This window comes from Serratia odorifera, from assembly GCF_041448735.1.
In the GTDB taxonomy this organism is placed as follows: Bacteria; Pseudomonadota; Gammaproteobacteria; order Enterobacterales; family Enterobacteriaceae; genus Serratia_F; species Serratia_F odorifera.
In genome coordinates, this window is the sequence record NZ_JBGMUT010000002.1 from 651,919 (window position 1) to 667,717 (window position 15,799).

13 protein-coding genes are annotated in these 15,799 nt (G+C 56.6%); 10 read left to right on the forward strand and 3 right to left on the reverse strand.

Translation table 11 applies throughout. The features are described from left to right. Nucleotides 1–52: 52 nt before the first annotated feature. Together ACCC84_RS09135 and ACCC84_RS09140 are read left to right on the forward strand one after the other, a co-directional pair. On the forward strand, nt 53–328 hold the full coding sequence (locus tag ACCC84_RS09135) for a hypothetical protein (RefSeq protein WP_004961628.1): 276 nt from the start codon (nt 53–55) through the stop codon (nt 326–328). 42 nt (nt 329–370) lie between these two features. Further along, nucleotides 371–814 carry a hypothetical protein gene (locus tag ACCC84_RS09140; protein WP_039991988.1) on the forward strand — a complete coding sequence of 148 codons (444 nt, stop codon included), beginning with the start codon at nt 371–373 and terminating at the stop codon, nt 812–814. A 45-nt stretch (nt 815–859) separates the two neighbouring features. On the opposite strand, the gene ACCC84_RS09145 is transcribed toward ACCC84_RS09140, so the two are convergent. After that, complete coding sequence (locus ACCC84_RS09145; RefSeq protein WP_371901770.1) at nt 860–1,519, reverse strand: prepilin peptidase; 660 nt, start codon at nt 1,517–1,519, stop codon at nt 860–862. Between the two features lie 386 nt (nt 1,520–1,905). Here ACCC84_RS09145 and ACCC84_RS09150 point away from each other — a divergent pair, with 386 nt between their 5' ends. Then, the gene (locus tag ACCC84_RS09150) at nt 1,906–3,402 is read left to right on the forward strand and encodes a YchO/YchP family invasin (RefSeq protein ID WP_004961635.1); all 1,497 of its coding nucleotides are present in this window, start codon (nt 1,906–1,908) and stop codon (nt 3,400–3,402) included. Here the strand turns inward: ACCC84_RS09150 and narL are convergent. Both narL and narX read right to left on the reverse strand, forming a co-directional pair. Further along, nucleotides 3,399–4,049: a two-component system response regulator NarL gene (gene narL, locus ACCC84_RS09155; RefSeq protein ID WP_004961638.1), complete on the reverse strand. Its 651-nt coding sequence runs from the start codon at nt 4,047–4,049 to the stop codon at nt 3,399–3,401. The two genes, ACCC84_RS09150 and narL, sit on opposite strands and share 4 nt — an antisense overlap. 11 nt (nt 4,050–4,060) lie before the next feature. Beyond that, nucleotides 4,061–5,839 carry a nitrate/nitrite two-component system sensor histidine kinase NarX gene (narX, locus tag ACCC84_RS09160; protein ID WP_371901771.1) on the reverse strand — a complete coding sequence of 593 codons (1,779 nt, stop codon included), beginning with the start codon at nt 5,837–5,839 and terminating at the stop codon, nt 4,061–4,063. Between the two features lie 352 nt (nt 5,840–6,191). Here narX and ACCC84_RS09165 point away from each other — a divergent pair, with 352 nt between their 5' ends. From ACCC84_RS09165 to ACCC84_RS09195, 7 genes are all read left to right on the forward strand, one after another. Beyond that, on the forward strand, nt 6,192–7,586 hold the full coding sequence (locus ACCC84_RS09165; protein WP_088499720.1) for a NarK family nitrate/nitrite MFS transporter: 1,395 nt from the start codon (nt 6,192–6,194) through the stop codon (nt 7,584–7,586). A 577-nt stretch (nt 7,587–8,163) separates the two neighbouring features. Further along, nucleotides 8,164–9,069, forward strand: coding sequence for a winged helix-turn-helix domain-containing protein (locus ACCC84_RS09170; protein WP_273870006.1), 906 nt, complete (start codon nt 8,164–8,166; stop codon nt 9,067–9,069). 177 nt (nt 9,070–9,246) lie between these two features. Next, nucleotides 9,247–10,209, forward strand: coding sequence for an NAD-dependent epimerase/dehydratase family protein (locus ACCC84_RS09175; protein WP_371901772.1), 963 nt, complete (start codon nt 9,247–9,249; stop codon nt 10,207–10,209). A 172-nt stretch (nt 10,210–10,381) separates the two neighbouring features. Beyond that, the gene (gene wecA / locus ACCC84_RS09180) at nt 10,382–11,431 is read left to right on the forward strand and encodes a UDP-N-acetylglucosamine--undecaprenyl-phosphate N-acetylglucosaminephosphotransferase (protein ID WP_371901773.1); all 1,050 of its coding nucleotides are present in this window, start codon (nt 10,382–10,384) and stop codon (nt 11,429–11,431) included. A 51-nt stretch (nt 11,432–11,482) separates the two neighbouring features. Continuing rightward, on the forward strand, nt 11,483–13,666 hold the full coding sequence (locus ACCC84_RS09185; protein ID WP_371901774.1) for a polysaccharide biosynthesis tyrosine autokinase: 2,184 nt from the start codon (nt 11,483–11,485) through the stop codon (nt 13,664–13,666). A gap of 4 nt (nt 13,667–13,670) precedes the next feature. Then, nucleotides 13,671–14,969, forward strand: a complete 1,299-nt coding sequence (locus ACCC84_RS09190; RefSeq protein ID WP_004961666.1) for a flippase — start codon at nt 13,671–13,673, stop codon at nt 14,967–14,969. Further along, nucleotides 14,950–15,798 (forward strand): ATP-grasp fold amidoligase family protein, encoded by an 849-nt coding sequence (locus tag ACCC84_RS09195; RefSeq protein ID WP_273869997.1) that lies wholly within the window; start codon nt 14,950–14,952, stop codon nt 15,796–15,798. The genes ACCC84_RS09190 and ACCC84_RS09195 overlap by 20 nt, the downstream gene beginning before the upstream one ends. Nucleotide 15,799 lies beyond the last annotated feature (1 nt).

Here is a 15,799-nt window from a genome sequence, read left to right on the forward strand (position 1 = left end):
GCAACCGCCGAATCCCAACGGATTATTACTTGATTAGCGAGGTCGGTACAAAATGAAAAACGGTAAATTGCTTGGCGGCATTGGTGTGGTTTTCGCAACGGCGTTGCTGCTGTTCTGCTCCCTGGACTCGGTCGGCCATAGCGCACGTCTCAGTGGGCCGGTAATGGTGATGAAAGAAGGAACGGTATTGTTCGCGCTGAATGCATCGATGCAACAAAACCGTCAGCTTGACGGCCAATACCAACATGCGCGCGGCCTGTTTCAGCAGGCGGGCGGCAAATTGCACGGCGGTATGCAACATCTGATCGACAGCGGCTATTTTGCCTGATGTCAGGCGACCTTCCAGTTGATTAAACGCGAGGATATAAAAATGAAATTAGTGATACTTTCCAGTGCGGTATTAGGCCTGGTCTGCCTGTTGAGCGGCTGTGTCTCTCCTGAACAACAGGCGGCGATGGATCGGGCGCAGTGCAGCGGTTACGGTTTTAAAGCCGATAGCGTCGAATTTGCCCAATGCATGCAAAAAATCGATATTCATCGTGATGAAATGGTCGCGGCTGAAAATGCACAGTGGCAGCAGCGCATGGCGCTGGAAGAGCGGAAAAACGCGCGGCAAAACGACAGGCACAATAGCAGCAATACCGTGGTGGTGATCCACCGTGCCGCCGAAGAAATTCTGGATAAAACACCGGCCTTCGACCGCCAGGGCAACCCGAACTTTGATGCCGAGGGCAACTATCAAGGGCCGCATGGCGTCGGTGCGCTGGTCGGTCCGGAGGATAATCCGGATTTGAACCCCAACCTCGGCGGTTAACTGAAGTGAGTGATTTTTCGCCGCCTGCTGGCGTGGTCATGGGGGCTATCCCCCCGCTGACAGCGCCAGCGTCAGTCCGCCCGCCAGCGCCAGAAAGCAGCCGAACGGCATCGGCGTTTGCCGGCTTGAGCGTTGTGCGCCAGAGCGGGGCAACCAGACCGCCAGAGCGCACAGCGAGGCCAGTAACAGCATAGCGGGTAGCAACGGCCAGCCGCCCCAGGCCCCCAGCGCTGCCAGCAGTTTGAAGTCACCCTGACCGATCCCCTGACGTTGGCGGTAAATCACATACAGTCGATTGGTACCCCACAACAGCAGATAGCCCGCCACCGCGCCCAACACGCTGTCGGCCAGGGGGACTAGCGCCCCGTGCAAATTGACCAGTAAACCGGCCCACAGCAGCGGCAGGGTTAAACTGTCTGGTAGCCAGAGGGTGCGGCAGTCAATAAAAGCGAGTGCGATCAGCACGGTTGCCATTGCCATCAATACCAGCCGCCGAGCATCGGCCGCCGGACCCAGCGCAATCAGCAGGGCGGCGCAGCTACAACAGCTTACCATGACCGCCCACTTTATCGGCGGTGCCTTTGCGGTGCGTGCATCACGCCAACGCCAACGCAGCAGTGCCGGCGACCGCCACACCAGCTGTTGCACCAGCCACGATGCCGGTAATACCGACAGCCATAACAGCAGTAAACCTGCGTCATCCATCCGCTTTTCTCCCACGCCCTGCCTGCGCCGAAGATAACGCCTCATATCAGGTTCGCCGAGCGGTTTTTAGCCTACGTTGGCAAACTTGCGACCGGCTGCGCAGGACAGATACTGGCGCTCCACGTACGCTGGAAATCGCCTGATACGACATGTTGTGACGTCGTCACTTCGGCTTTTGAGGTTTATCTGATTGTTTAGTATGATAAATAATCTAGGATGCCTGGTTAACGCGGCTGCGCTGAGTGTGCGCGGGATCGCGGTGGGGAATGATGGACAGCAGCGCTGTGCTATAGTGAGCGCAAGTGAGGTTGTCTGTCGTCGGGAGTGGCTGCAGCAGAAAAAGGTGGTAGGTCGTGTCCCGCGGATGGGGTCATGGCGCCAGTCTGATGACAGAAGTGAGTCGAATTATCCGCAGTAGACTAACCGTTCAAACGGCTAAAACAGCTTGGCAGCGCTGGCCGTTGCTGCTGTGGCCGTTAGCCCTGGCATTTGCGGCCCAGGCGGAATCTCCGCCGGCGCCGGAGTCGCTGGTCAGCTCGGCGCCAGACGGTGCCAACGCATTGCCCGACCTCGGCAGCAGTGCGGTGAACGATCAACAGCGCGAAAAAGAGTGGGCCACCATGGCCAAGCAACTTGGCGAACGTAACCTGAATGAGGTCTCTGGCCAACAGGTTCGTACCCGCGCCGAGAGCTACGTTATCGGTCAGGCAACCCATCTGTTGCAACAGCAGGCGCAAGATCTGCTGTCGCCGCTGGGCACCGCCACGCTGTCGTTGACGGTATCGCCGGAAGGCGACTTTTCCGGCAGCCGCGGCCAGTTATTCAGCCCGCTGTATGATGTCGACGGCTTGCTGACCTATAGCCAGGTCAGCGTGCTGCAACAGACCGACAGTTCGTTGGCCAATCTGGGGCTGGGGCAGCGCTGGATCGCGGGCGACTGGCTGTTGGGCTACAACACGGTGTTCGACAGCGACATCGGCAATCAGCGTAACCGTGGCAGCATTGGCGCGGAAGCCTGGGGCGATTATCTGCGCTTTTCTGCCAACTACTACCATCCACTGTCGGCCATGTCGGCGCGGCAAGACGGTGCGGTGTTCCGCAGCCGTCCGGCGCGCGGCTATGACATCAGCACGCAAGGCTATTTGCCGTTTTACCGCCAGTTGGGCGCTTCATTGAGCTTTGAACAATACCGTGGCAACGATGTGGATCTGTTCGGCAGTGGCAACAAGCAGGACGATCCGCGTGCCATGCAACTGGGGTTGAGCTATACCCCGGTGCCGCTGGTAACGCTGAAGGCGCAGCATAAACTGGGCGAGGGCGGCGAAACGCAAGATACGGTAGAACTGGGGTTGAGCTACCGTCTGGGCGTACCGTTGGTGAAGCAGATTTCGCCGGAGTACGTCGCGCAGGCCAAGTCGCTGCGCGGCAGCCGCTACGATAACATTGAGCGCAGGAACGTACCGGTGCTGGAATTCCAGCAACGCAAGACATTGCAGGTGTTCCTGGCGACGCCGCCGTGGAGTCTGCACGCCGGCGAAACCCTGCCGCTGGTGCTGGAAATCAAAACCGGCAATAAAATCACTCGCGTCAGTTGGCAAGGCGATACCCAGGCGCTGAGTCTGACGCCGCCGCACAATAACAACGATCCGCATGGTTGGAGCGTGATCATGCCGGCATGGGATAGCAACCCCGGGGCGGAAAATCGCTACCGACTGTCGGTAACGCTGGAAGATGACCAGCAGCAGCGGGTGACCTCGAACTGGATCACGCTGCAGGTGACGCCGCCGCTGTCGTTGTCGGGCGGCGAGCAACCCTCGATGCCGGCAGCCCAGACGCTGCAAACCCCGACGGTACCGGCCGCTACCGGACCGTTTGGCGGTTAGCCGTTCTTGCCTTGCAACACCCAGACGGCGGCTTCGACGCGTGATTTCAGTTTCAGCTTCTTCAACAGATGCTTGACGTGCACTTTTACCGTACTTTCGGTGATCGTCAGCTTGCGGGCGATCAGTTTATTCGGCAGTCCCTGGGCAATCAGTTTGAGGATATCGCGTTCGCGCGGCGTCAACTGCTGGATGTCGCGCTCGGTGGCCGGGCGATTTTCCCGCAGGCTGGCCGCCAGTATTGGCGTCAGCGTCTCGCTGAGCACCATTTGCCCGGCGGCGGCCTGATGCAGGGCCTTCAGCAGTTCTTCCGGTTCCATATCCTTCAGTAAATAGCCGTCGGCGCCGCGTTTGAGCGCGCTCACCACATCGTCTTCGTGATTGGAAACGCTGAAGACCACCACTCGGCCCGACAGCGCGGTCAAACGCAGGCGGTCGAGCGTTTCCAGACCGTTCATGCCCGGCATATTGAGATCGAGCAGGATCAAGTCGGGATCGAGCTGTTCCGCCAGTTCAACACCACGCTCGCCATTGCTGGCTTCGGCAATCACCTGCAGCCGTGAATCCATGCTAATCAACTGTTTCACGCCGTTGCGCAGCATCGGATGATCGTCAATCAGCAAAATAGTGGCGGCCTCTTCGGTAGTCATACTGTCTCCTATTAATCGATGGCGTGGTTATCCGGGCGGAAGACCACCCGGACTTCGGTGCCGCCGCCGCTGCGTGGGGTGATATCGCAGCGGCCATGCAGACTGTTTGCGCGGTCGCGCATGATAATCAGGCCGTAATGATCTGGCCGCTCACCGTGTTCAGGCAGGCCACGGCCGTTATCGCTGACCGACAGGGTGATTTCGCCCTGCTGATTGGTCACCTGAATCCGTACCTGGCTGGCCTGAGCGTGTTTATGGATATTGCTCAAGGCCTCGCGGCTAATCTGCAACAGATGGATGGCCTGATAGGCCGGGACGGTGCGTGGTCCCAATTGATAATCCAGCTCAATGGCGATCCCCAGTCGGGCATTGAATTCCTGCACCGTCGACTGCAATGCCGCCAACAGCCCCGGTTCGCTTAATCGCAGCCGGAAGGTGGTCAGCAGTTCGCGTAGCTGTCGATAGGCGGTGTTAAGTTCTTCGCGCATTTGCCGTACCAGCGCAAGGCTGGCGGCCGGCAGCGCATCGCCCTGCATTTGCAGGCAACTGGCCTGCATCTTCAGACATGACAGCGATTGGGCGATGGAGTCATGCAGTTCACGGGCGATGGCCGCGCGCTCTTCCATCAGCATCAACTGCTGCTGATGGTCTACCTGGCGCTCGATGGCCAGCACGCTGGTCAGCTGTTCGACCAGGGTAGCGATCAGTTGATGATGATCGTCGTTCAGCGGCTGGTGATACTGCGCCACCAGTACGCCGTAGTTGCCCAGTTTATCGCTCAGACTCCAGCTTAGCGACGGGTGCTGATGCGCCGGGTACTGTTCTTCGTTCAGACAGGCGCTGCACGCCGCGTTATTGCAATATTCCGGCCGTAACGGCTGATTGTTGCTCAACAGCAAAAACTGTTCCTGGCTGTTGTTTTCATACAGCCGCAGCTGGATCGCCCGCAGTGGGGTGAGAGCCTGTAACTGGCTCAGCACCGGCGTCAGGCGGCTGCACAACGGTTCGCTGGTGTGCAATTGGCGGCTGGTGTGGTACAGAAAACCCAATACCTGGTTTTTTTGTTGCAGATCGGCGGTTTTTTCCGCTACCCGCTGTTCCAGTCCGTGGTACGTGGCGGACAGTTCGTCCGACATGGTGTTCAGCGCGCCACCGAGCGAGGCCATTTCATCCTGATGTCCACGCTGGGCGAAACGCCGACTGAAATCACCGTGCCCGACCGCCTGCGCCATTGCCACCAACTGGCGCCATGGGTGCAGCAAACGGCGGCGCAGGTAGCAAATGGTGCCGATCAGCAGCAATAGCGTCAGCGCAATGAACACCCATTGCACCAGCATCACCATCAACAGGCGTCGTTCGGTATGGCGATCGATGTCGGAGACCAGTTTGTCCAGCAGATTGACGAAATGCGCCACCTGCGGCGCGGCGTCGGCCGGCCGTTGCGCCTGTCGCAACTGGGGTTGCAGCGTCTGCTGCCAGTAGGCGCGCAGCGCCTGAAACTGTGGCGTCAATCCTTCCTGTTCGACCGCGCGCTGTAAATCGCGGCTGTTTTCATCGGCGGCCAGTTCGTCGATCAGCGCCTCGCTTTGCTCACTGAGCGGCACCTGCGCCAACAGGCGGTAACTTTGCATGCGCAGCGAACCGGCTTTGTTAATGGCATGCGCATTACCCTGAATGCTTTGCGACATCCAGGCCGAGGTACTCATGCCGGCAATCCCCAACAGGCCCAGCAGCAGCATCAGCACGGCAACCTGATTAACGATCGACAGCGGGGCCAGTAACCGTTTCATAAAGGCAAATCCCTGAAGGTATAACACGTTGGCAGCAAGAAACACGGGGCGTGAGCAGGTGGTTCCAATAACGATTCAGCCTTATTTTTCATTATCCCCAGGCATAACCCCATACCCCTAACGAAGTACCCATTAGTTTCCAGCATGCCGGCATGCCGTCGTGACTGCGGATAACCTCGCTGTCAGCCTTTTGATTTATAAGTTTTTTATTTAATGCGTTGGCTTACTCCTTAGGGGATGTAAGGTTGTTTTGGCCGTATTGCTACCTGCGGCTGCGTTGATTTGCATCAACTTTGGCGTGCGGTGGGATCACTAGGGTGGGCGAAGTTATCACCGTGTGTCAGAGGTTTTTATGTCGCAAACTGTAACGCCATCATTAAAGAAAAAAACGGGCGCGGTTATTCAGGATTGGCAACCCGAGAATACTGAATTCTGGCAACGCCGGGGCCACCGTATCGCCAGTCGCAATCTGTGGATCTCCGTTCCCTGCCTTTTATTGGCTTTCTGCGTCTGGATGCTGTTCAGCGCCGTTGCCGTGAATCTCAATAAAGTCGGTTTTGATTTTTCAACCGACCAACTGTTCCTGCTCACCGCATTACCTTCGGTTTCCGGTGCGATTTTACGCGTGCCGTATTCGTTCGTGATCCCGATATTCGGTGGCCGGCGCTGGACGGCGATCAGCACCGGCTTGCTGATCGTTCCCTGCCTGTGGTTGGGATATGCGGTACAGGATACCAGCACCACCTTCAATACCTTCATCATCATCTCGCTGCTGTGCGGTTTTGCCGGCGCCAACTTTGCTTCCAGCATGGCCAATATCAGTTTCTTCTTCCCCAAGGCCAAACAGGGCGGGGCGCTGGGCATTAACGGCGGGCTCGGCAATCTGGGCGTGAGCGTGATGCAGCTGATTGCGCCGCTGGCGATTGCCATCGGCATGTTTGGTATCTTTGGCGGCAACGGACACCCACAGCCGGACGGCAGCCAACTGTGGTTGGAAAATGCCGCCTGGATCTGGGTGCCGTTTTTGATCATCGGTACGCTGGCGGCCTGGTTCGGCATGAACGATCTGGCGGCATCCAAGGCGTCGCTCAGCCAGCAACTGCCGGTGTTGAAACGCGGCCATTTATGGATCCTCAGCCTGCTGTATCTGGCGACCTTCGGTTCGTTTATCGGCTTTTCCGCCGGCTTCGCCATGCTGTCCAAAACCCAATTCCCGGACGTGGTGATTCTGCACTATGCCTTCTTTGGTCCGTTCCTTGGTGCGTTGGCGCGCCCAGCCGGCGGGGCATTGTCCGACCGCTTTGGCGGCATCCGTGTCACGCTGATCAACTTCGTGCTGATGGCGGTGTTTGCCGGTCTGCTGTTCCTGACCTTGCCGGGAGAAGGCTCGCAAGGGTCATTCATCGCCTTTTACAGCGTCTTTATGCTGCTGTTCCTGACTGCCGGGCTGGGCAGCGGCTCGACCTTCCAGATGATTGCGGTGATTTTCCGTAAAATCACCATCGAACGGGTCATGGCGCAGGGCGGTTCGGATCGGTTGGCGCAACGCGAAGCGGTGACCGACTCTGCTGCGGCGTTGGGCTTTATTTCTGCCATTGGTGCCATTGGTGGCTTCTTTATCCCAAAAGCGTTCGGTACCTCACTGGCGATGACCGGATCGCCGGCTGGCGCGATGAAGCTGTTCCTGGTGTTTTATATTGTTTGCGTTGCCATTACCTGGCTGGTGTACGGCCGTAAGGCTCGCTGATCGTTATTTGCGGGTATCTTTCCAATCAGAGATACCCGCCATTTATATTTACTGCCTGGCATTATTTTCATCATTTCACTTCCCGCCGTTGCCGGCGATTATCCCATTACGCTTGCTATTGCCAACGCCGATAGTGATAACTGAAGCGTTAATGGCGCTTATATCTGCAAAACAATCGAATAAGAAAAATCTCATTATTGGTCGCCGCGCTCTTTATGTTTTTTTGCAATAGGATTAAACGGAAAGTCGTTTGCCATGCGCCGATGAAGGGGAAATTTCACAAGTTTATAAATATAACAACCCGCTAACAAATTGATTTTGTACTTATATTTCAGTTGGTTGCTGGTGTTTTTTCGTCATCTTTAACAATTGATAAAACCCTTGCTGCTCAAGGGTTAATCGGTGATTGGCGCCCTGATGGGGTAAAATATGTCGTATTTTAAAAAATGAAATCGGGATTTTTTTATATTTATCTTTCGCAAATATAACAGTCTATTGAGTTTACATTTAATTTCTTGAACATTTTTTCATATTTCTATACAAAGTGTGCAGGACAGGCACGTTAAGGAAATTAAAAGTGAATCTTGATAAAAGAATAAAGATTAGGAATCTGGATGTTTTAATCCCTTCCAGGAAAAAATCTCGCCTGCGCTGGAAAGAGTATCAGATACTTTCACTGCTGGTTGCCCGTTCGCCAGAATTGGTTACCCGTACGGAAATTATAGAAAATATTTGGAAAGGCACCTATTGCTCGGATTCAACGATAAATCAAACCATTAAATCCATTAGGCAGAAAATCGGCGATGGGGAGCATATGCTTATCAGAACCATTCCTCGCCTGGGTTATAAAGTGGAAAATAGTGAGGTGTTCCATTTTATCAGTGAAGAAGTCGATAACGGTGGAGATGATATTTCCCATGAAGAATTGACGAACAATGATAATATTCAAGCGGAAATATCTGAAAAAGAAACCTCCTTGCCGCCAGTCAGCCAGGATAAAATCAGCGCCGCAGCTGATAGCATGGAACAGACCGCAACAATAACGGCCAGGCCATTGCGGGGGAATAGCGATTCAGCGGAAAAAAACAGGGGCAGCCGTGGTTTTTTTTCTCTGCCGACGGCGAGAGTGGTGACCTATCTGTCGGTGCTGGCATCATTGCTGGTTATTTCACATCTTTCGTTTTTGCTGGGAAACCAGGTGCGGCCGCCGATCGTCAATGACATACAAAACAACACCCGTGTGATGCTGGCCCTGACGCTAAACGATCCGCGTGCCAAAGTGCCACAGACCTTGTTGTGCCTGTATCAGGGAGAGCATCAGGCACAGACGCAGGCAACGCTGGAATGCATCGACCCCAAGCGCGGGCAGTTTCGCCAGCCGGTGAACTATGACGCCGAAAATGCATTTGATGGCGGTTCACTCAAACTTATCTTGCCGGATAGTAATCTGGAATATCGGGTGGCGTATGATGTTAAAAATTAGCGTCATCTGAAATTTCATATCGTTCATAATTTCACATGCTGCGAATATTACTATTTCATTATTTGTTATTTGAATAGTCACAATCATTTGTCCAGTCTGTTAACCATCACCTAACGCGTATTTTGCGACCGTTCGCTGATGCGGCAGGAATAATGGAAACAGGCTGAGTGACAAATTATGGACAAGCGTAAAGTAGCGATTATTGGCGGCTCGGGTTTTATTGGCACGCGATTGGTTAAACGTCTGCGTTCCCGCAGCGATCTGGCGTTGACCATTATCGACAAGCGGCCGAGCGAGGCGTTTGCCGAACTTTATCAGTACGGCGACATCACCGAGCCGCAGAGCTTACAGTCGGCCTTGGCCGGCTGCGATGCGGTGATTAATCTGGCGGCCGAGCATCAGGATAATGTTGAGCCGATTGCGCGGTATTACCAGGTTAACGTCGAGGGGGCGCGCAACCTGTGCAAGCTCGCGTCGATGCTCGATATCCGCCAACTGGTGTTTACCTCTTCGGTGGCGGTCTATGGCTTCGTCAAACAGGAAACCGGCGAAGACGGGGCCTTTGCGCCGTTCAATCATTACGGAAAATCCAAGCTGGAAGCGGAATATGTTTATGAAGCCTGGCACAAGGCAGACCAGGCCAACCGGCTGACCATTATCCGCCCGACGGTGGTATTCGGCGAAGGCAACCGCGGCAACGTCTATAATCTGTTTCGGCAAATTGCCAGCGGCCGTTTCGTGATGATCGGCAGCGGCAATAACATGAAGTCGATGGCCTATGTCGAAAATATTGCCGCCAGGCTCGAGCACGCGCTGGATCAGCAATTACATTACCAGGTCAGCAACTACGTCGATAAACCGGATTTTACCATGAACCAACTGGTCGACGTTATTTCCTCTTCGTTGGGACGCAATAATATGACCGTGCGCATCCCCTATGTCGTTGGGGTGTGCGCCGCGAGCGTATTGGACCTGCTGGCTAAAATAACCCGCCGTAAATTCCCCATCAGCCGAATACGGATACAAAAGTTTTGTGCCAGAACACAATTTAAATCCAACCAGCAAGGCGATTTCATTGCGCCGGTTGACCTTAACTCGGCAATCGAGAAAACCATTCGGCATGAATTTACCGGCCGTTGACCAGCGCCGGCGGTAATACGCTTTGCCTGCTGTCGGCCAGACCGCCGAATCGACAATAAGCAGGAATAACCCATGCTGATTTATATCCCGGAAGCATAGATTTTATTTTTGTCAATCGCGCATTGGCAGCTGTAACTCAAGGGCGGTAGCGCGCTTAATCGCTGGAGGAATCATGTTATATCAACTGAGCGTGATATTTATTTTAGCGCTGGTGTTACTGGGGGTTAGCCGGCGTTTGGCGTTGACTATCGGGCTGGTGGATAAACCCAGCTCGCGTAAACGTCACCACGGGCATATTCCGCTGGTCGGCGGTATTGCCATTTATCTGACCCTGGCGCTGTTGTTTTACTGGCGTCCGGATTTGCTGCCGCAGGGTGACATCTATTTGGCCTGCGTGACGGCGTTACTGTTGTTGGGGGTGATGGACGATCGCTTCGACTTGCCGGTGACGCCGCGGGTGGTGGTGCAGGGCGCGGTTGCACTGGCAATGATGTTGGCGGCGGACCTGCAGCTTGCCTCACTGGGCCAGCTATGGGGACAGGATGCGCTGCTGCTGGGCGGCGGTGCGCTGTGGTTGACGCCACTGGCGGTATGGGCGGCAATCAATGCCTACAACATGATCGACGGTATCGACGGCCAACTGGGGGTGATTTCCTGCGTCACCTTTGCCGCGCTGGCGCTGCTGTTTACCCTTGGTGGCCGCGTTAGCACCGCGCTGTGGTGCCTGAGTCTGATCGCGACGCTGGCCGCCTATCTGCTATTCAATCTTGGCGCCTTCGGATGGCGCAACAAAATCTTTATGGGCGATGCCGGCAGCATGGTAATTGGCTTCAGCGTGCTATGGCTGCTGCTGAGCGCGTCCCAGGGCGTCGCGCCGGTTATGCGGCCGGTGACCGCGTTGTGGCTGATCGCCATTCCGTTGATGGACATGGTGTCGGTGATGGCGAGTCGAGTGGTACGCGGCCAAAATCCGTTTCGCGCCGGGCGTGACCATCTGCATCACATTCTGATGCGTCGCGGTTTGAATGCGCGTCAGGCGCTGGGCATGAGCAGCCTGCTGGCGGTAACGCTGGCCTGCATTGGCGTGCTCGGCGAGGTGCTGTGGCTACCGGAAAACCTGATGCTGCTGGCTTTTGCCCTGTGTTTTGGCGGTTACCTGCTGCTGCTGCGCCAACCGTGTGAGCCCGCGGCGCTGGCCGACTCGCCCTCCGCCGATCGTTAACCTTCACCAGGCCGTAACCGGCCATCGCCCGCAGGGAATCAAGGACAGACAATGAACAATCATGCATTGCCAGCCGTGCTGGCCGATCGGGATGAAAACCTCGACTGGGAGCGGCTGATCGGCCCGCTGTGGGACAACCGTTGGCGTATCCTGCTGGTCACCGGCCTGGCCGCGGCGTTGGGCATCGGCTATGCGCTGCTGGCGACGCCGGTGTATCAGGCTTCGACCCTGATCCAGGTAGAACAGCCAAGCTCCGGGGCGTCGTTGCTGCAGGAAACGCTGGAAAGTTCCATTGGCCAGAACTCCGCCAGCCAAGATGAGGTTGCGTTGGTCAATTCGCGTCAGGTGCTGGGGAAAACGGTCGATGACCAGCAGCTGACGGTGCGCGTCAGCGCCGACTATTTTCCGTTGCTGGGCAAAGGGCTCGCCCGTTTGCGTGGCGCAAGCGTTCCCAGCGTAACCGTTACCGAGCTGACGGTACCAGAGGTGATGTTGGGGGAGTCGCTGACCCTCAGCGTGCTGGAGAACCGGCGCGTCAGCTTGCACGATGGCCAGCAGACCGTGTTGACGGGGGCGATCGACCAACCGCTGCGCAACGGCGTGTGGAGCCTGCGGATCGGCGCGCTGGACGCCCCGGTAGGCACCCGTTTCACCGTCAGCAAGCTGGCGCGGCAGCAGGCGGTCGACGATTTGCGCGACAGCCTGAACGTTGCGCTGGCCGGCAAGGACAGCGGCATCATGATCTTCCGACTGGAAAGCGAGGATCCCCTGCGTGCCCAGCGCGTATTACGCAGCATCAGCGAAAACTACCTGCAACAGAACGTCGATCGCAAAACCGAAGAGGCGCAGCGGATGCTGGCGTTTCTCGCTGAGCAATTGCCACAGACCCAGGCCGCGTTGACCAACGCCGAAAACCAGCTCAATCAGTTTCGTCAGCAAAACGACTCGGTGGATCTGTCGCTGGAGGCCAAATCGGTGTTGGATACGCAGGTGCAACTGGAGGCGCAGCTCAACGAGCTGACGTTTAAAGAGTCGGAAATTTCCAAGCTCTACACTCGCGCCCATCCGGCCTACCGCGCACTGCTGGAAAAACGCGCCACGTTGGAGGAGGAGAAGGCGCGCCTGGGTAAACAGGTACAGGCGTTGCCGAAAACCCAGCAGGAAATCTTGCGTCTGACCCGTGACGTGCAGGTGGATCAGCAGGTTTATATCCAACTGATGAACAAACAGCAGGAACTGAGCATCAGCAAGGCCGGCACGGTGGGCAATATTCGTATTATCGACGCAGCGGAAACCGGGTTAAAACCGGTAAAACCGCAAAAAATGCTGATCGTTATCCTGGCGGTGCTGATGGGCGGGGTGCTGTCTTGCTCGGTGGTGCTGTTGCGCGCTGCCTTTCATCGTGGCGTCAGCAATACCGATGTGCTGGAAAAACGCGGCATCAGCGTTTACGCCACGGTGCCGCTGTCGCCATGGCAGCTCAAGCATAACCGTGGGCAGCGGCAGCAATTGGCGAAAACAACTGCGGCACGGCTGCCGATCCTGGCGCAGGCGCAGCCGGAAGATCTGTCGGTTGAAGCGATCCGCAGTCTGCGCACCAGCCTGCATTTCGCCATGATGGCGGCGAAAAACAACATCCTGATGGTTTCCGGCGCCAGCCCGGCCAGTGGCAAGAGCTTCACCAGTTCCAACCTGGCGGTAGTGATTGCGCAGGCCGGCCAGCGCGTACTGTTGATCGACGCCGATATGCGCAAGGGCTTTTTGCACCGCTGGCTGAGCGACAGTCCGTATCAGGGGTTGTCGGATATGCTGGCCGGCAAGATAGCGCCGGCGCAGGCGGTGAAATCGACCGCCATTGCCAAGCTGGACTTCGTTCCGCGCGGACAGGTGCCACCCAACCCCTCCGAATTATTGATGCACCCGCGGTTGGCCGATTTCCTGCACTGGGCCGCGCCGCGCTACGACCTGATATTGATCGATACCCCGCCGATACTGGCGGTAACCGATGCGGCGATCGTCGGTCATCATGCGGGAACGGCGCTGATGGTGGTGCGTTTTGAGGTCAACACCGTCAAGCAGATTGAAACCAGCCTGCGTCGCTTTGAACAGAACGGCGTGGCGATCAAAGGCGTGATACTCAACGGCGTGGTGAAGAAAACCGCCGACGCCGCCGGCTATTACGCGTTTGCCTACCCGAGTCATCGGGACGATACGGCAACGGCGGCGGGTAACTGAGCTGATGAAAGCCATTGTGGCCAACGCGCTATGGTTGATGTTGGAACGCGTGTCGCTGAGCCTGTCAGGGATTTTTGTCTCGATATACGTGGCGCGCTATCTGGGGCCGGCGCAGTTCGGCACGCTGAATTACCTGTTGGCAACCATCGCCATCGTGGTGCCGCTGGCGCAGCTTGGCGCAGACAGCGTGATCTTCAATCGTCTCGCGCGCCGGCAGGTCAGTGGCATACGGCTGATGATGGCATCGCGACGATTACGGCGGCGGCTGTTTCTGCTGGTGGCGTTGCCACTGCTGGTCTGGAGTCAGTTCGGCCAGCCGCCGGCACAACGGCTGATGACGCTGTTATTGCTGGTGAGCGCCTATTTTTCGGTGCAGGACGTCTACAAGATTTACTACGACGCGCGGCTGCGATCGAAGCGCAACACGCTGATCAACAACCTGGCGCTGCTGCTGTCGATCGGTATGCGGTTGGCGTTGGTGAGTGCAGCGCTGCCACTGGCGTGGTTTGCCTTGCCGTATATCGTCAGCAGCGCTTTGCCGTATGGCGTGCGTCGGCTGCTGTTTCACCGTGAGTTGCATCGGTTGTCGCAGGTGGCATTGCGGCCATCACGTCGCTATGACCGTTATCTGTTGCGGGTCGGCATGCCGTTGGCGTTCGCCAGCCTGTCGATTGTTATCTATACCCGCATCGATCAGATCATGCTGGCTGCGCTGATTGGCGAGCAGGCGGTGGGCTGGTACAGCGCCGCAACAACGCTGAGCCAGGGATGGCTATTTGTGCCGTTGGCGCTGATCACTTCGCTGATGCCGGGCATCGCCGGCTGCCGCACGCTGGTGGAACAGGAGTACCGCATTCGCCTGCTGTACCTGGCGGTGTTGACGATGGCGCTGCCGGTGCTGCTGGTGCTGTACCTGTTTTCGACACCGCTGATCGACTGGCTGTATGGCGCGGCGTTTCACCCCGCGGCCACCGTGCTTGGCCTGTGTGGCCTGACCTCGCTGTTTTCGGTGCTGGGCACGGTGTCGTACCGCAGCATCGTGCTGTTGGCCGGCTATCGCTTTATCGCAATAAAAATGCCGTTGGTGGCGTTGGCCAACGTGGCGATGAACCTGCTGCTGATACCTCGCTTCGGGCTGGTCGGTGCCGCGCTATCGACGCTGTTGGCCGAATTCTTCTCATTCTTTGTCTTGAACCGTTTTTTCCGTGGCGGAAAAATCACCCGTTTGCAGCTCAGTTGCTTCCAGGCGGCGCCACGGTTTATCAGCACGCTAAGGAGACAGCATGTTAAACGCTCTGATTAAGGGAATTTCCCGTCGTTTGCCGGATGCCTGGCATCATCAAATAAAATATGCCATGTATTTCAAAAGGTTGCCTCATTTGGCTCAGCCGCGCGGGTTCAGCGAAAAGATCATGCGGCGCAAGGTATACCCACGCAGCATCTACAGCACGCTGTCGGATAAATACAGGGTGCGCGAGTTCATTGCCGGGCTGTGGGGCGAGGACTACCTGATCGAACTGTATGCCGAAGGGCGTGAGCTGAGCTATGACATGTTCCAACGGCTGCCGCAGGCGTTTGTCCTCAAGGCCAATCACGGCAGCGGCTATAACCGACTGGTGTTTGACAAGCAACGGGTCAGCTACGCCGAACTGTACGATTTGTCCCGCCGTTGGCTGCGCAGCAACTTTTATCAACAAAGCCGCGAAAGGCACTATCAGGACATCGAACCGCGCATCATGGCGGAGCGGCTGTTGTTGGATAACGGTGCGGTACCGAACGATCTCAAGTTTCACTGTTTTAATCGCGACGGCGAAATACGCATATTCATTCAGGTGGATTATCAGCGCTTTGGCCAGCACCGGCGTGATCTGTTTGATGAACGCTGGAATCGCACCGAAATCCGCATTTGTCTGCCCAATGCCGAGCAGCCGGCGGCACGGCCGAGCCAGCTCGACGACATGCTACGCCTGGCCCGGCTGACCGTGCAGCAGTTTTCCTATCTGCGGGTGGATATGTATCAGGTTGGCCAGCGGGTGTACTTCGGTGAGTTGACGTTTACCCCGGGGGCTGGACTCAGTCGGCTGATGCCAAAAAATATCGAACAGGAATGGGGCAGTTATTTCACCGAGTGAA

Coding starts and splice junctions, on each gene's coding strand:
- ACCC84_RS09135 (WP_004961628.1), top strand. CDS start 53: ATGAAAAACGGTAAATTGCTTGGCGGCATTGGTGTGGTTTTCGCAACG.
- ACCC84_RS09140 (WP_039991988.1), top strand. CDS start 371: ATGAAATTAGTGATACTTTCCAGTGCGGTATTAGGCCTGGTCTGCCTG.
- ACCC84_RS09145 (WP_371901770.1), bottom strand. CDS start 1,519: ATGGATGACGCAGGTTTACTGCTGTTATGGCTGTCGGTATTACCGGCA.
- ACCC84_RS09150 (WP_004961635.1), top strand. CDS start 1,906: ATGACAGAAGTGAGTCGAATTATCCGCAGTAGACTAACCGTTCAAACG.
- narL (WP_004961638.1), bottom strand. CDS start 4,049: ATGACTACCGAAGAGGCCGCCACTATTTTGCTGATTGACGATCATCCG.
- narX (WP_371901771.1), bottom strand. CDS start 5,839: ATGAAACGGTTACTGGCCCCGCTGTCGATCGTTAATCAGGTTGCCGTG.
- ACCC84_RS09165 (WP_088499720.1), top strand. CDS start 6,192: ATGTCGCAAACTGTAACGCCATCATTAAAGAAAAAAACGGGCGCGGTT.
- ACCC84_RS09175 (WP_371901772.1), top strand. CDS start 9,247: ATGGACAAGCGTAAAGTAGCGATTATTGGCGGCTCGGGTTTTATTGGC.
- wecA (WP_371901773.1), top strand. CDS start 10,382: ATGTTATATCAACTGAGCGTGATATTTATTTTAGCGCTGGTGTTACTG.
- ACCC84_RS09185 (WP_371901774.1), top strand. CDS start 11,483: ATGAACAATCATGCATTGCCAGCCGTGCTGGCCGATCGGGATGAAAAC.
- ACCC84_RS09190 (WP_004961666.1), top strand. CDS start 13,671: ATGAAAGCCATTGTGGCCAACGCGCTATGGTTGATGTTGGAACGCGTG.
- ACCC84_RS09195 (WP_273869997.1), top strand. CDS start 14,950: ATGTTAAACGCTCTGATTAAGGGAATTTCCCGTCGTTTGCCGGATGCC.